The sequence below is a fragment of the Pseudoxanthomonas sp. PXM01 genome (genome assembly GCF_014851815.1).
Classification (GTDB): domain Bacteria; phylum Pseudomonadota; class Gammaproteobacteria; order Xanthomonadales; family Xanthomonadaceae; genus Pseudoxanthomonas_A.
In genome coordinates this window covers 1,476,800-1,490,592 of the sequence record NZ_JACVAJ010000001.1, presented here as the reverse complement: position 1 = coordinate 1,490,592, position 13,793 = coordinate 1,476,800, and the positions used below count along the sequence as shown (strand labels likewise).

Sequence of the window (13,793 nt, the reverse complement as noted above, 5' to 3'; positions counted from 1 at the left end):
CCGGCTTGCGCGGCGTCCCTCACGCCGGCCCCATCGCCCGCTGCCTTACACCACTCCGCCATTCCCGCTGCTCGCGCACATACCCGCTGCGCTCCAGCCAGCGGAAGATCGAGCGCACGGTGACGACCGGATAGTCGCCGGACAGTCGCGTGCCGACGGAATGGTCGGTGAAGTCGGTGTTGGCGGAGAACAGGCCGCCGAGCACACGCTTGGAGTACGCGATATGCACCGTGTCCGGCACGAAGCCATCACCGCGCGCGAACGCATACGCGCTGCGGCGGTCGTAGATGCCGCGGTCGGCGAGGGCGGCGGCCATCACTTCCACCAGCCATGCGGTGGAGTTCTGGTAGTCCTCACTGCCCGGACGCGCGATCAGGTTGTAGCGCGGGTGATGCAGGCTGTGGTGCGGCATCTGCTGCAGGCGCGCGGCCAGCCGGTCGGCGACGTCCGGCGGGAACCACGCGATGCGCAGGTCCTGGTTCACCAGGTCGTCGGCGAAGAAATTCACCAGCCCCTGCGCATACAGGCCCGAACGATCGCTGCCGCACTCGTTGAGCAGGTGCACCACCGTCCAGCGTCCCTGCGCGTGGTCGCGCACCGCGAAGCCGGCGTGGCTGTAGACCAGTCCCTGCTTCGACAGGTCGGTGCCGACGCGGGCGAGCAGCGCGACCGGTGCATCCACTTCGTCGAGCTGCTGCGCGGCGAGCAGGGCGGTGCGCGCGGCCTCGGCGACCTTGTACGGCGGCATCTCCATCTGCCGGCAGGCATCGCCCCCGCGTGCCGTCCCTGGCAGCGCGAGGGCGAAGACGAGACACAGCGCCGCGAGCGTACGCATCGCGCTCACCCGCCGTAGCGATGGCTGTGGATGTGTGGGCGCGCGGCATCGTTGGCGATGAAGCACAGCGCCTCGCCGGCCGCGCTGAGGATCCAGCCCGTCGACACCGCGGCCACGCTGATCGCCGTGCCCACCGCGATGCCGAGGCGCTTGATCGCTTCCGCACTCAGGTAGACCACGAACGACGCACCCGCCACCACGCCCGCCGCCGCGACGGATACCGTCACTGCCACGCTGCCGGCGACGACCGCCACGCCGGTCACCACCGCCGAGGCGCCGTGGCCCAGCGCGTGGATTACCGCGACGGGTACCTCGATGGAGGCTTCCAGGCTGGCCTGCGACATCCGGCTGGCGCCATCGGATTGCGGTGCGGCCTGGGCGGGCAGGGTGAGGCCGCCGGACAGCGCGGTGGTCAGGGCAAGCGTCAGCGAGCGGGCGATCAGGCGGGTCATGGCAGGTGTCTCCGGCATGGGCCGGACCATGGGCGCGGCGGCGACCGGTGTTCAACCCGCATCGACGAGGTAAGCTCCGGCGCAACAACCGGTATAGGAATCCGCTACCGATGGCCGTCTCGGTCGACCTGGTCGATGCCCTGAAGCGCTGCCTGCGCGCGCAGAACCTGACCTACCGTGAGCTCGCCGCGCGCATCCGCATGAGCGAGGCGGCGGTGAAGCGCATGTTCTCCCGCCGGGCCATGAGCCTGCAGCGGCTGGAACAGATCTGCGACGTGCTCGACGTCGGCCTGGCCGAACTCAGTGCAGAGGCCTCGCGCGGGCGCAAGGCGATGGCGCTGCTCAGTGAGGCGCAGGAACAGGCGCTGGTCGACGAGCCCACGCTGCTGCTGGCGCTGTTCCTCACCCTCAACCGCTGGCGGCAGGACGATGTGCTGGGCCACTTCGGCTTCACCCCGGCGCAGTGGACCGGGCTGCTGGTGAAGCTGGACCGGCTGGGCATCATCGAGCTGATGCCGGGCAACCGCGGCCGCGCGCTGACAGCACGCAATTTTCGCTGGCGCGCCGACGGGCCGATGGAGCGCTATTTCCGCCACACCCTGCTGACCGACTACTTCGCCGATCCCTTCGATGGCGAACAGGACGCGCTGCTGCTGCTCAGCGGCAGCCTGAGCATCGACGGGGTGAAGCAGCTGCGGCAGCGGCTGGAGGAAGTCGCGCGCGAGTTCGACGCGCTGCTCGCCCGCGACGCCACACTGCCGGCGGAAGACCGCGTGGGCGTCAGCCTGGTGCTGGCGCAGAAGCCGTGGCTGCTGCAGCTGTTCAATCCGTACCGGCGCTCGCGCGAGGTGTAGCGGCCACGGCGGAGATCGAGTCCGGAGTGCCGACGATGGCGCTCCGAAAGCCATCGTCGGAGCCCGTAATGCCATCGATGGCGCTGGGAATGCCAGCGATGGGGCTCCGGGCCCCATCGATCGCCCTCCGAGCCCCATCTTCCTGGCTCTTTGAGCCCCATTGATGGGCCTTCGAGCACCATCGATGGCCTCCCAAGCCCGATCAACGAGGCTCGGCGCTCGATCGATGGCGCCCGGAAAGCCACCGATGGCACGAAAAGCCCCGGCGGTTGGCATTCTGGACCCCATCGATGGCCCTCCGAGCCCTAGCCATGGCGCTCAAAGGCCCGTCGATGGCTTTCCGGGCCCGATCCCTGGAGCTCAGAGCCCCATGGATGGCCTTCGGAGCCCGATCGATGGCGCTCAGAGGCCCATCCATGGCCTTCCGGGCGCGATCTCCCGGCCTTTCTCTCCCAGTCTTGAGACGCCGCCCCTCTCATCGCGCGCCAACAGGCCCGCCCGCCGTCCGTCGCCTTCCGGCTGACCGCCAGCCGACCCCGTGCGCGTTCTCCTCGTCTGAAGGACAAGACATTGGTATCATTTTGGTCTCACTTTTCGAGGGTGGCGCATGAACGCAGCGGTCGATGTTTTCAAACGCAACGATTTTCCGGGCAGTTCGCTGGACGCGTTGAATGCCTGGGTTGCGGAGGTCGCCGCGCTCACCCAGCCCGACCACATCCACTGGTGCGACGGCAGCGATGCCGAAAACACGCTGCTGACCCGGCAGATGCTGGCCGACGGCACGCTGCTGCCGCTGAACCCCGAAACCCACCCGCACAGCTGGCTGCACCGTTCCAGCCCCAGCGACGTGGCGCGCGTGGAGCACCTGACCTTCGTCTGCACCGCGCAGCAGGAAGACGCCGGCCCCAACAACCACTGGATGGCCCCGGCCGAGGCGCACGTGAAGATGGATGCGCTGTTCGCCGGCTGCATGCGCGGGCGCACGCTCTACGTGATCCCCTACTGCATGGGGCCGATCGATTCGCCGCTGTCCCGTTGCGGCGTGGAGATCACCGACTCGCCGTACGTCGTGGCGAACATGCGGATCATGACCCGCATGGGCGCGCCGGCGCTGGCGCGCATCGAGCGTGAAGGCAGCTTCGTGAAGGGGCTGCATTCCACCGGCGAGCTGGATCCGGACCGCCGCTTCATCATGCATTTCCCCGACGAGCTGACCATCAAGAGCTTCGGCTCCGGCTATGGCGGCAACGCGCTGCTGGGCAAGAAGTGCCACGCCCTGCGCATCGCCTCGCACCAGGCGCGCAGCGAAGGCTGGCTGGCCGAGCACATGCTGATCGTCGGCATCGAGAACCCGCAGGGCGAGACGCATTACATCGCCGCCGCGTTCCCGTCCGCCTGCGGCAAGACCAACCTGGCCATGCTGATTCCGCCGGAAGGCTACCGCCAGGCCGGCTGGAAGGTGTGGACCGTCGGCGACGACATCTGCTGGATGCGCCCCGGTGCCGACGGCCGCCTGTACGCGATCAATCCGGAAGCCGGTTTCTTCGGCGTGGCGCCCGGCACCTCCGACAGCTCCAACCCGAACGCACTGGCGACGATCAGCCACCACACCATCTTCACCAACGTCGCCGTCACCGACGAGCAGGAACCGTGGTGGGAAGGTCTGGATTCGCGCACGCCGTCGCTGGACTGGCAGGGCCGTCCGTTCGACGCCGCCAACGGCCCCGCCGCGCATCCCAACTCGCGCTTCACCGTGTCCGCGCGCCAGTGCCCCAGCTACTCGGCCAAGGCCGAGGATCCGCAGGGCGTGCCGATCAGTGCCATCGTCTTCGGCGGCCGCCGCGCCTCGCTGGTGCCGCTGGTGTTCGAAGCGCGCGACTGGACGCACGGCGTGCTGGTCGGCGCGGCGATGGGTTCGGAAACCACCGCTGCCGCGACGGGTGCGGTCGGTGTGATGCGCCGCGACCCGATGGCGATGAAGCCGTTCTGCGGCTACAACTTCGCCGACTACTTCGCGCACTGGCTGTCGTTCGATGGCGCCGAGGCGAAGCTGCCGAAGGTCTTCCACGTGAACTGGTTCCGCAAGGGCGGCGACGGGAAATTCCTGTGGCCGGGCTTCGGCGAGAACCTGCGCGTGCTGGAGTGGATGATCCAGCGCGTCGAAGGCAAGGCCGATGCAATGGAAACGCCGATCGGCCACCTGCCGCGCGCCGAGGACCTCAACCTGGACGGCGTGGCGCTGAGCGATGAAGCGCACGAGCTGCTGTTCGGCTTCGACCGCGCCGGCTGGCAGGCCGAGTTCGCCAGCATCGGCGAGTACCTGCAGGAATTCGGCACGCGTACCCCGCAGGCGCTGAAGGACGAGCAGCAGCGCATCGCGGCCCGCCTGGCCCCCTGATTCCCCGCCTCGCGCATCCCTTTCCTGCGCAAGCCCCGCCGCCTCCACCCCGGAGGCCGCGGGGCTTTTTCTTTGGAGGGGCGTCGAGCGCTTCAAAGCCCCTCTCCCGCAGGGAGAGAGGCTTTGTCGGTGCGCGATCAGGGCGCCCGCTTTAAAAAACACCGCCGACGCTCTAAACCTTTGCCCACCCGGCCGCATCGTAGTCAGTATGCTGAATGCCGTGATCGAACCTTTTGCCGACAGCCTCTCGCCCGAGGACGCCGCTGCCCAGGACACCGCCCTGGCGCGCACGGCCGCCACCGGGGACATGCGGGCCTTCGAGGCGTTGTACCGGCGCCACGCCGGCCGCATCCATGGCGTCATCCAGCGTCTGGTCGGCCAGCAGGGTGTGCGGGCCGAGGACCTGACGCAGGAAGCCTTCGTGCGGGCCTGGCAGGCGTTGCCGGCGTTCCGCTTCGAGAGCGCCTTCGGCACCTGGCTGCACCGGCTGGCGGTGAACACCGCGCTGATGGAACTGCGCAGCCGTCGCACTGGCCCGCGCCTCGACGACGACGAGGACGCGCTGGACGGGCTGGGCCTGGCCGACAGCGCGGGGCAGGGCACGGCCCTGTCGATGGACCTGGAACGCGCCGTCGCCACCCTGCCGCCGCGTGCGCGCGCCGTGCTGGTGCTGTACGACGTCGAAGGCTGGAAGCATGAAGAGATCGCCGCCGAACTGGGCATGGCGGTCGGCAGTTCGAAAGCCCAGTTGCACCGCGCGCGGCACCTGCTGCGCGAGCGTCTAGGAGCACACGCATGACCCCCCACGATCCCACTCCGTTGTCCGACGACGCGCTGCGCTGGCAGCTGCGTGCCCTGAAGCAGGACGTGCCGCTTTCGCGTGACCTGTGGCCGGACATCGCCGCGAAGCTGGCGGCAGTGCCCGCGCCGGTCGCGGCCACGGAGCAACGCCGCCGCCGCGTGGCCCCGTTCGCGCTGGCGGCCTCGGTGCTGCTCGCGGTCACGGTGACCTGGCAGCTGCAGCGTGCGCCCGAAGGCGATGCGCTGATCCAGCGCGAGGCTGCCGCGATGACCCGCGACTACACCGGTGCCCTGGCGCAGATGGATACGCAGGCCAAGGCCTCGCCCGACTACGCCCCGGCGCTGCACGCGCTGGACCAGAGCGCGGCAGAGATCCGCCACGCCATCGCCACCGATCCGCAGGCGCGTTTCCTGCTGGAACAGCTGCGCCGCACCTACGCCCGACGCCTGGCTCTGACCCAGCGCGCGGTCATGACCTGAGGAGTATCCCCATGCGTACCTACTATTCCTTCTCCCTGCTGCTGGCCGCCGCGTTGCTGGCTCCGCCCGTCCTGGCGCAGACCGCGATCAACGAGACGCGTCCGCTGGATGCGCGCGGCCGCGTCGACATCAGCAACGTCAGTGGTCGCATCGAGGTGCGCGGCTGGGAGCGCAATGAAGTACAGATCACCGGCACGCTGGGCAAGGGTGTCGAGCGCCTGGATATCGACGGCTCGCGCGAGCAGCTCAACATCGAGGTGCGCTATCCCAAGAGCAACTGGGGCGGAAACAAGGCCGGCCCCACCCACCTGGTGGTGATGGTGCCGGTGCGCGCGGACCTGGATATCGAATCCGTCGCCGCCAGCGTGGATGTCAGCGGCGTGGCGCCCAGCGAGCTGTCGATCAGCAGCGTCAGCGGTAGCGTCGTCGCCGCGGCCGCGCCGCGCAAGGCTGACGTGGAGACGGTGAGCGGCAGCGCCACGCTCACGCTCAACAGCGAGGACGTGGATGTCAGCACGGTCAGCGGTTCCATCGTGCTGCGTGGTCGCCTGAATGGCGACATCGATGCCGAAACCGTCTCCGGCCGCATCGAGGTGACCGTCAACGGCGAACGCATCCGCGACCTCAGCGCCACCACCGTCAGTGGTCGTGCCGAAGTGAGCACGGCGCTGGCGCCGGCCGGCGAGATCAGCATGGAATCCGTCAGCGGCAGCCTGCTGCTGCGCTTGCCGAAGGATGTCTCCGCGCAGGTCACCGGCGAAAGCTTCAGCGGCGGTCTCAAGGCCACCGGCGTGACCATCGAGAAGCGCCGCGGCCCCGGTGCCAGCTTCTCCACCACCTACGGCAGCGGTAGTGGCCGGGTGAGCCTGGAGACGTTCTCGGGCAGTGCGGAAGTGCGGGTGGAGTAAGCGCCTCGGCCGCGCCGCGATGTCCCGTATCATCGACGCGTTAGCGATGATTCCGACCGAGGCTCCGCCGTATGACCAGCGCCGCATTCCACGTCCAGCAGGCACGTCATCATCTGGAGACCGGCAACGTGGCGCAGGCGCTCGCGGATGCCGAGCAGGGACTGGCGGCGCATCCGCATGACGACGCCCTGCAGCTGGTCGCATCGCAAGGATTGATGGCACTCGAGCGCTTCGCAGAGGCCGCCGGGAGGCTGGAGGCGCTGACCGTCGCGTCCCCGGGCATCGGGGAAGCCTGGATGCGACTGGGTGCCTGCCGCCTGCATCTGGGTGATACGGCGGGCGCGGCGGCCGCACTCGAACGCGGTCTCGAGCACGCACCGGACTCCTTCATCGCCCGCCTGCAGCTCGCCGAAAGCCTGCAGGTATTGGGACGGAGCGACGAGGCGCTGGTCCATTTCTTCCGTGCCGTCACCACGGCGCAGGCGAAGGGCCGCTGGCTCAACGACCGGACCACCGCCCCGGATCTGCGCGACCGCGTGCGACAGGCGATGGCGATCATCGATGCCGGCCGGCATGCCCTGTTCTTCACTGCGATCGCGCCGCTGGTCGAACAGCATGGCACCGACGACCTTCGGCGTGTCGTGCAGGCCCTGGAAGGTTACCTGGGCCTGCGGCCTGCAGGCAGTCCCGATCCCCGCCAGAAGCCGACGTTCTTCTACGTACCGGACCTGCAGCCCGAGCCGTACTTCGATCGCGCGCTGTTTCCGTGGTACGCCGCGCTCGAGCAGGCCGCCGACGCGATCCGCGCCGACCTGCGGCGGGTGCTTGCAGCGCGGGAGGGATTGCAGCCGTTCCTCGATTTCAGCGGTGGCGCGCGCAAGAGCGATTTCCTGGACAACGCGCGCGACCTGGATGCCGCCGCGTGGGACGGCTACTTCTTCTACCGGCACGGCGAGGCCTATGCAGAGCACCTGGCCGCGTGTCCTGCGACGTCGGCGGCGCTGGCGCAGGTTCCGCTGACGCGCATCGACGGGCATGCACCGGAAGTGCTGTTCTCGCTGCTGTCGCCCGGCACGGTGATCAAGCCGCACCACGGCGTGACCAACAGCCGCGTGGTCACACACCTGCCGCTGATCGTGCCGCCGGACTGCGCGCTTGAAGTCGGCGGCGTGGAGCATGCGTGGACAGAAGGCCGCTGCGTGACGTTCGACGACTCCTTCCTGCACGCCGCCTGGAACCGCAGCGATCGCCTGCGCGTGGTGATGATCCTCGACACCTGGCATCCGCGCCTGCGCGCGGTGGAAGTGCAGGCGCTGACGCGGCTGGTGGAGACGATCGGCGCGTTCAACACCCGCGCCGGGGTGGCGTGACCGCGCCTACTCGTGCGTGTGGTCGGGCGCGCCCGGCTTGTCGAACAGCAGGTAGGTCGACAGGATGTACTTGTCGTTGGAGACCGGCGGCGCGCCCACGTGCTGGAACATCCAGTAGGGCGGGAACATCAGCAGCCGGCCGGCGCGCGGCGTCACGGCGATATCGAGATCGGTGAAGCGGGTCGCACCGCCGTCCTGCACGTCGTTGAGGTACCACAGGAACACCATGTAGCGGCCGGCGACCTCATCGACCGAATCGAAGTGCGGCTGGAACGTGTCGCCGGTGTTGGCGCGGTACTTCTTCATCACCAGCCGGTCGATGCGTGGCCGCAGCGGCACCGGGATCGTGAGGGACAGGTCGGCGTTGTAACGCGCCAGCGCCTCCTCGATGCGCGTCATGAAGAAGCCCACGAAAGCCGGGTCCGCGAGCCGGGTGAGATTCATTTCCGTCCAGCGGCTGTCATCCAGCGCAGGCCGGTAGCCGCGTCCGTTCGGCATCTGGAACTGCGTCGATGCCTCGAAGTTGTCGATCAGCTGCCGGCAGAACGCAGGCGGCAAGGCGTCGTCGTAAGTGCGGATGCAGTCGGCGAGGTTCATCGGATCATCGTACCGTCAGGTCGTAGTTCCAATGGTCGGCCACGGGTTGCAGGATCGGCAGCGCGGGGGCCAGCCAGCGCGCATACGGTTGCCAGCGACCGACGGCGCGGGTGTTCACCGGCTCCACCACCTGCGAGTAGCTGGGCGTGCTGATGTAGCCCTTGCGCGCGGCATGCTGGCTGAACTGCGCCAGGAAGTCGCGGTCCTCGATGCCGAGAAACGCGCCGATGCGGTCGACCTGCGCCGGGAAGTCGCCGACAGTGTCTTCGTAGCGCAGGACCAGCGTGTCGGGCGACAGCAGCGCCTGGTGGTGGATCCAGAAGCGCATCGCATTGACGTAGCTCTTCGCCAGCCGCTCCAGGCTGGAGCACAGCACCATGAAGGCCGGCGAGCGGAAGTTCTGCATGTAGCAGCTCAACAGCACGTCGCAGGGATGGCGCAGCGCCAGGATGATCTTGGCGTTGGGGAACAGCCGCACGATCATCGGCAGTCGCAGCATGTTGAGCGGGTTCTTGTCGACCAGTTGCTGGCCGGGTGCGAGGCTGATGACCTTGGCGACCTCGGCCCAGTAGACCTGGCGAAGGTCGTCCGCACCCGCGGCATCCAACCGGTCCAGATCGCGCGGATACTCGAAGCCGCGCTTCTCCAGCTGCTCGATGCAGCGCTGCAGCGTGGCGCGCTCGTCCATCGAAGCGTAGCCGGGGTGCGCGTCCAGCATCTGTTCCAGCATCGTGGTGCCGGAACGGGGAAAACCGACGATGAAGACCGGTGATGCCTTTTCTTCGGGCGCACCAGGGTCGTGGCGGAAACCGCACTCGTCCGCCGCGAGCCACTTGCTGGCCACCTTCAGCGGTTCGGCGTCGGAATGGGCGATTTCCGGCACCACGTCTTCCGCGAGCCGGAAGTGGATCGCATGCGCCTTCTCGAGGTGCGCCATGGCGGTCGCGGGATCCTTCCGCTTGTCGGCGATGGCCGCAAGGGTGAAGTGCGCGTTGGCCTCCGCCTGCACATGGGGCTGCAGGGCGATGATGTCCGACGCCGCCTGGCGGGCGGTGTCGTAGTCCTTCCGGCGCATCGCCAGGGAGGATTCCAGATGCAGCAGGTCGATCTGCTCCTGGCGGTTCGCGTGGGACAGGTCGGCGCGTGCACGCGCCAGCAATGACTCGGCCTGCGGGATGCGGTTGGTGCGCTCGTTGAGTTGGGCCAGGCGGATGATGCCGGACGGCGACTGCTGCATGGCGGGATCGAGCAGGAGCGCTTCGGCTTCCTCGGTTCTGCCCACCTGCATCAGGCTGGTGGCGAGCTCTTCCCGCAGGTGTGGCGGCAGGCCTGGCCAGGCGCCGCTTGCCGGGATGAGGGCCGCGGCGCGCTGCGCGTCGCCACATTCGAAGCACGCCAGCGAGGCGTAGATGCGCGCTTCGGCAATATCCGGCTTCAGTTCGACGGCATCGAGGAAGCGGTGGCGTGCATCGGCGATGCGGCCCATGTCCATCAGCAACAGGCCGTAATCGATCAGGAAATCGGTGTTCTGCGGCTCCAGCTCCCAGGCGTGGCGATAGGCCCGCTCCGACTCTGCATAGTCACCCAGGCGACGGGTGACCTGGCCCAGGTTGGCCCAATGGCTCGCGATGCCGGGATTCGCAAGCGCCAGTTGCCGGTACACCGGCACCGCCTCCTGGTCGCGCCCCAGGTTCTGCAGGCTCATCGCCAGCAACGTGGCGAAACTCTCGTCGCCGGGCGAGCGCGCGAGCGCCTGTCTGCACAGGGTGGCCGCATCTTCGAAGCGGCCGGATTGCAGCAGCATGACCGCCTGCTGGATCAGGGGTGGGTTCATCGTTCGATTCTAGCGTGGCAACAAAAAGGCCGCGCGGCTTTCGCCGCGCGGCCCGGGGGTACAGCGTTTACCGCATCCTGCTTAGAAGTTCATCGTGTAGCGCGCCCACAGGTAACGGCCGACCGTATCGAAGGTCTGCACGTCGGTGTTGGCATTCAGCACGTTGTTCTGGAACAGGGTCTGCGGCTGCTTGTCGAACGCATTGTCCAGGCCCAGCTCGATCTTCGAGTTGAACCACGGCAGCGAGTACGCGGCGCTGAAGCTGTGCACCAGGTAGTCGTCGAAGCGACGCGAGTAGCAGTACTGGTCGTCGTAGACGCAGCCGGCGTCGGCGCTCGTACCCTGACGCAGGTCGTTGCTGCCGATGTCGAAGCCGCTGACATAACGCGCGCGCCAGCTCAGGCCCAGGTCGCCCTTGTTCCAGTTGACGAACAGGCGGCCGCGGGTACGGGCGTACATGCCGTACGACGGGTTGTACGTGCCGGCGATGTGCCTGACGGCATCTTCTTCGCTGAGCGGGTTGGTGTCGTTGTCGTAACGGTCGATGTACGTCGCATCCAGGCCGAACACCCAGTTGCCCCACGCGGTGTCGGGCAGGCGGTAACGCACGGCCAGATCCCAGCCGTTCGTGTCCAGGCGACCCAGGTTGACGATCGGCTCGCGGATGAAGTCCACCTGGCCATTCGCGCGACGGTTGATGAAGTCGCAGAACGGGTGGCTGTCATCGGCGTAGCAGGTGTCGACCACGATCTGCGCGTCGGCGCGGGTGATCGTGTCGTCCAGGTACAGACGCCAGTAGTCCAGGCTGACCGACAGGCCGGGCGCCCACTGCGGGTCGTAGACCACGCCGTAGGAGAACGACTTGCCCGATTCCGGCTGCAGGTCGAAGCCCGCGGCGGCGGCACCCGACCACACGCCGTTGGACTGGCTGGTCGGCGGCGCGGCGATACCACCGGTCGGGATGTTGGTGGCACCGGCACCGGCGCCGCACGCGTTCTCGTGGTTGCGCGGCGTGCCCGTCGCACCGTAACCCACGCACTTGTCCTGCAGCTGCGGGGCATTGCCCTGCGGGCCGTCGTACAGGTTGCCGATGGTCGGCGCACGGAAGACTTCCGCCACCGTGCCGCGGAACAGCAGGTTCTCGATCGGACGCCATTCCACCTGCAGCTTGCTGTTGGTGGTATCGCCGAACGTGCTGTAGTCGGAGTAGCGGCTACCCAGCGTCAGCGACAGCAGGTGCGCGAAGGGCAGGTCGGACAGGATCGGCACGTACAGTTCGCCGTAGACTTCCGTCACGTCGTACTTGCCGCTGACCGCCGAGGAGCAGGCTTCCTGCGAGATCATGCAGCGGCCGGCCTCGTCGGCGATGGCGATGTAGTCGACTTCGCTGCGCTGGTATTCCTCGCGCCACGCGCCACCGAACGCCAGCTGCACGGCACCGGCCGGCAGGCTGAACAGTTCGCCCGAGGCATTGGCCTCGAAGCTGCGGGTCTGGTACATGGTCGAGTAGACCGGACGCGCTTCAGCCGCCTGCATGACGGCGACCGAGGTCGGGTCGAAGATGTTGAAGATGTTCAGCGGCGTACAGCCGGCGATGACGGCGCCCGGCGCACCGCACTTCACCACGCCATCGCCATCCAGGAACGACGGTCCCAGCGCGTCGGACAGGCTGGCGTAGTCGACGTAGCCGTAGCTGGTGTTCTCGCTGAAGTAGTGGCCGTAGTTGAAGGCGGCGTCCCACTTCCAGCTTTCGCCCACGAAGCCTTCCAGGCCGGCGACGACCTGCGAGGTGGTGGTGTCGTAGTAGGAACGACGCTGGCCCAGCGAGGTCCAGCGGGTCAGGAACTGGTTCTCGCTGCCGTCAGCCGCCGGACCGAAGTTCTGGTCGAAGGGGTTGTAGTAGTTGTCGGCCGAGATGACCACGCCATCGCTCATCGCGTCGAACGGCAGGGCCGCGATCGCGAAGTTGGACGAGGTCTTGTTGTGGTAGACCTCGGCGAAGGCGTTCAGGTTGTCCGTGATCTGGTAGTTCGCCAGGAAGAACGCGTTGGTGCGCTCCTGCGGCGTCATGATCAGGTTGGTCGCCTGGTAGTTGTAGGAGTCGCGTGCACCGCTGTAGCAACGGTAGTCGGTCAGGTTGGCACCGCTGGCACCCGGCGTCAGGGTGACGCCGGTGGCGTCGGACGCACAGCCGTACTGGGCCAGCAGCGGGCTGCCCGGAGCGAAGTAGATGCGGCCATTCGGGTTGCGGCTGGAACCGAAGACGGTGACGTAGCCGCTGTACAGGTACGTGGCGTCCTTCGAGAAGTCGCGGTCGTTGGACGAGATGCCTTCGAACTTGTTGTAGTTCAGTCCGGCGATGATGTTGCCCTTGTCGCCCACCTGGCCGAACGTGAGCGAACCGCCGCTGCGCTGGCCGTCCTGGTGGCTCGGGGTGATACCGAAGTCGACCGAGGCGGTCATGCCGTCGAAGTCGCGGCGCAGGATGAAGTTGACCACGCCGGCGACGGCGTCCGAACCGTACACGGCGGAAGCGCCGCTGGTCAGGATTTCGATGCGCTCCACGGCCGAGGCCGGGATGGAATTGACGTCGCTGTTGACGACGCGGCGGCCGTTGACCAGCAGCAGGGTGCGGGCCGAACCCAGGCCGCGCAGGTCGATGGTGGAGGAGCCGTCACCGCCGCCGTTGTTGACCTGCGGATTGGTGGGGGCGCCCGACATGGCCGGCATTTCCTGGATCAGGTCGCCCAGGGTCAGCTTGCCGGTCTGTTCGATGGCGGCGCGATCGATCACGACGACGGGACTGGCCGTTTCGGTTTCGACGCGGGCCACGCGGGAGCCCGTCACCTGGATTGCATCCAGGGTCTTGGCGCCTTCGTTGGACTCCTGCGCGAACGCGAAGCCGGTGCCGGCGGCGCTGGTCGCACCCACTGCCAGGGCAAAGCCGATGGCTTCGCGCAGCTTGGTGGTCTTGTGGTTCATTCTCTCTCCGAGTGAGGTCGTTTAAGCCCTAGGGAAGCCCCGCCGGCCGGGCAAGAAGCGGCGGCCAAAAAGCGAGGGTGGCCCGATCATAGTCGGCCCCCGGGAAGAATTAAAGTGTTGTTAAGCGGCCAAAATGCGGCAAAACCCAAGGCCCGGACAGGCAAAGTCCCCTTCAGGTGCAAGGGGCAGCAACCTGAACAGGCGGGCGCCCTCATGTGGTGCGAGGCCATCCTGTGGCCTAGGGAACACCGCCCCGGTCGTGATGAGGGACGACTCTTGCTT

At 67.7% G+C, this 13,793-nt stretch carries 11 protein-coding genes; 6 read left to right on the top strand and 5 right to left on the bottom strand.

The genetic code is table 11. The features are described from left to right. Positions 1–19 precede the first annotated feature (19 nt). Both IB230_RS06855 and IB230_RS06850 read right to left on the bottom strand, forming a co-directional pair. Complete coding sequence (locus IB230_RS06855) at positions 20–835, bottom strand: DUF2145 domain-containing protein (RefSeq protein ID WP_192270293.1); 816 nt, start codon at positions 833–835, stop codon at positions 20–22. A gap of 5 nt (positions 836–840) precedes the next feature. Next, positions 841–1,287 carry a hypothetical protein gene (locus IB230_RS06850; RefSeq protein WP_192270291.1) on the bottom strand — a complete coding sequence of 149 codons (447 nt, stop codon included), beginning with the start codon at positions 1,285–1,287 and terminating at the stop codon, positions 841–843. A 110-nt stretch (positions 1,288–1,397) separates the two neighbouring features. Between IB230_RS06850 and IB230_RS06845 the strand changes: the two genes are divergently transcribed. The 6 genes from IB230_RS06845 to IB230_RS06820 all read left to right on the top strand — a co-directional run bounded on the left by IB230_RS06845 (position 1,398) and on the right by IB230_RS06820 (position 8,098). Then, positions 1,398–2,141, top strand: a complete 744-nt coding sequence (locus tag IB230_RS06845; protein ID WP_192270290.1) for a helix-turn-helix transcriptional regulator — start codon at positions 1,398–1,400, stop codon at positions 2,139–2,141. Positions 2,142–2,748: 607 nt separating this feature from the next. Then, positions 2,749–4,539 (top strand): phosphoenolpyruvate carboxykinase (GTP), encoded by a 1,791-nt coding sequence (locus tag IB230_RS06840; RefSeq protein WP_192270289.1) that lies wholly within the window; start codon positions 2,749–2,751, stop codon positions 4,537–4,539. Positions 4,540–4,747: 208 nt separating this feature from the next. Next, entirely contained in the window at positions 4,748–5,338 is a 591-nt protein-coding gene (locus tag IB230_RS06835) for a sigma-70 family RNA polymerase sigma factor (RefSeq protein ID WP_192270288.1), read from the top strand. After that, the gene (locus tag IB230_RS06830) at positions 5,335–5,820 is read left to right on the top strand and encodes a hypothetical protein (protein WP_192270287.1); all 486 of its coding nucleotides are present in this window, start codon (positions 5,335–5,337) and stop codon (positions 5,818–5,820) included. Before IB230_RS06835 ends, IB230_RS06830 begins: the two co-directional genes overlap by 4 nt. 11 nt (positions 5,821–5,831) lie before the next feature. Then, positions 5,832–6,728 carry a DUF4097 family beta strand repeat-containing protein gene (locus tag IB230_RS06825; RefSeq protein WP_192270286.1) on the top strand — a complete coding sequence of 299 codons (897 nt, stop codon included), beginning with the start codon at positions 5,832–5,834 and terminating at the stop codon, positions 6,726–6,728. Positions 6,729–6,799: 71 nt separating this feature from the next. Further along, complete coding sequence (locus tag IB230_RS06820) at positions 6,800–8,098, top strand: aspartyl/asparaginyl beta-hydroxylase domain-containing protein (RefSeq protein ID WP_192270284.1); 1,299 nt, start codon at positions 6,800–6,802, stop codon at positions 8,096–8,098. A 6-nt stretch (positions 8,099–8,104) separates the two neighbouring features. Here IB230_RS06820 and IB230_RS06815 read toward each other — a convergent pair whose 3' ends face one another. The 3 genes from IB230_RS06815 to IB230_RS06805 all read right to left on the bottom strand — a co-directional run bounded on the left by IB230_RS06815 (position 8,105) and on the right by IB230_RS06805 (position 13,511). Continuing rightward, the gene (locus tag IB230_RS06815; RefSeq protein WP_192270282.1) at positions 8,105–8,695 is read right to left on the bottom strand and encodes a 2OG-Fe(II) oxygenase; all 591 of its coding nucleotides are present in this window, start codon (positions 8,693–8,695) and stop codon (positions 8,105–8,107) included. Between the two features lie 4 nt (positions 8,696–8,699). Then, positions 8,700–10,529 carry a tetratricopeptide repeat-containing sulfotransferase family protein gene (locus IB230_RS06810; protein ID WP_192270280.1) on the bottom strand — a complete coding sequence of 610 codons (1,830 nt, stop codon included), beginning with the start codon at positions 10,527–10,529 and terminating at the stop codon, positions 8,700–8,702. 81 nt (positions 10,530–10,610) lie between these two features. Next, a complete protein-coding gene (locus IB230_RS06805) occupies positions 10,611–13,511 on the bottom strand; it encodes a TonB-dependent receptor (protein WP_192270278.1) in 2,901 nt (966 codons plus the stop codon). Positions 13,512–13,793 lie beyond the last annotated feature (282 nt).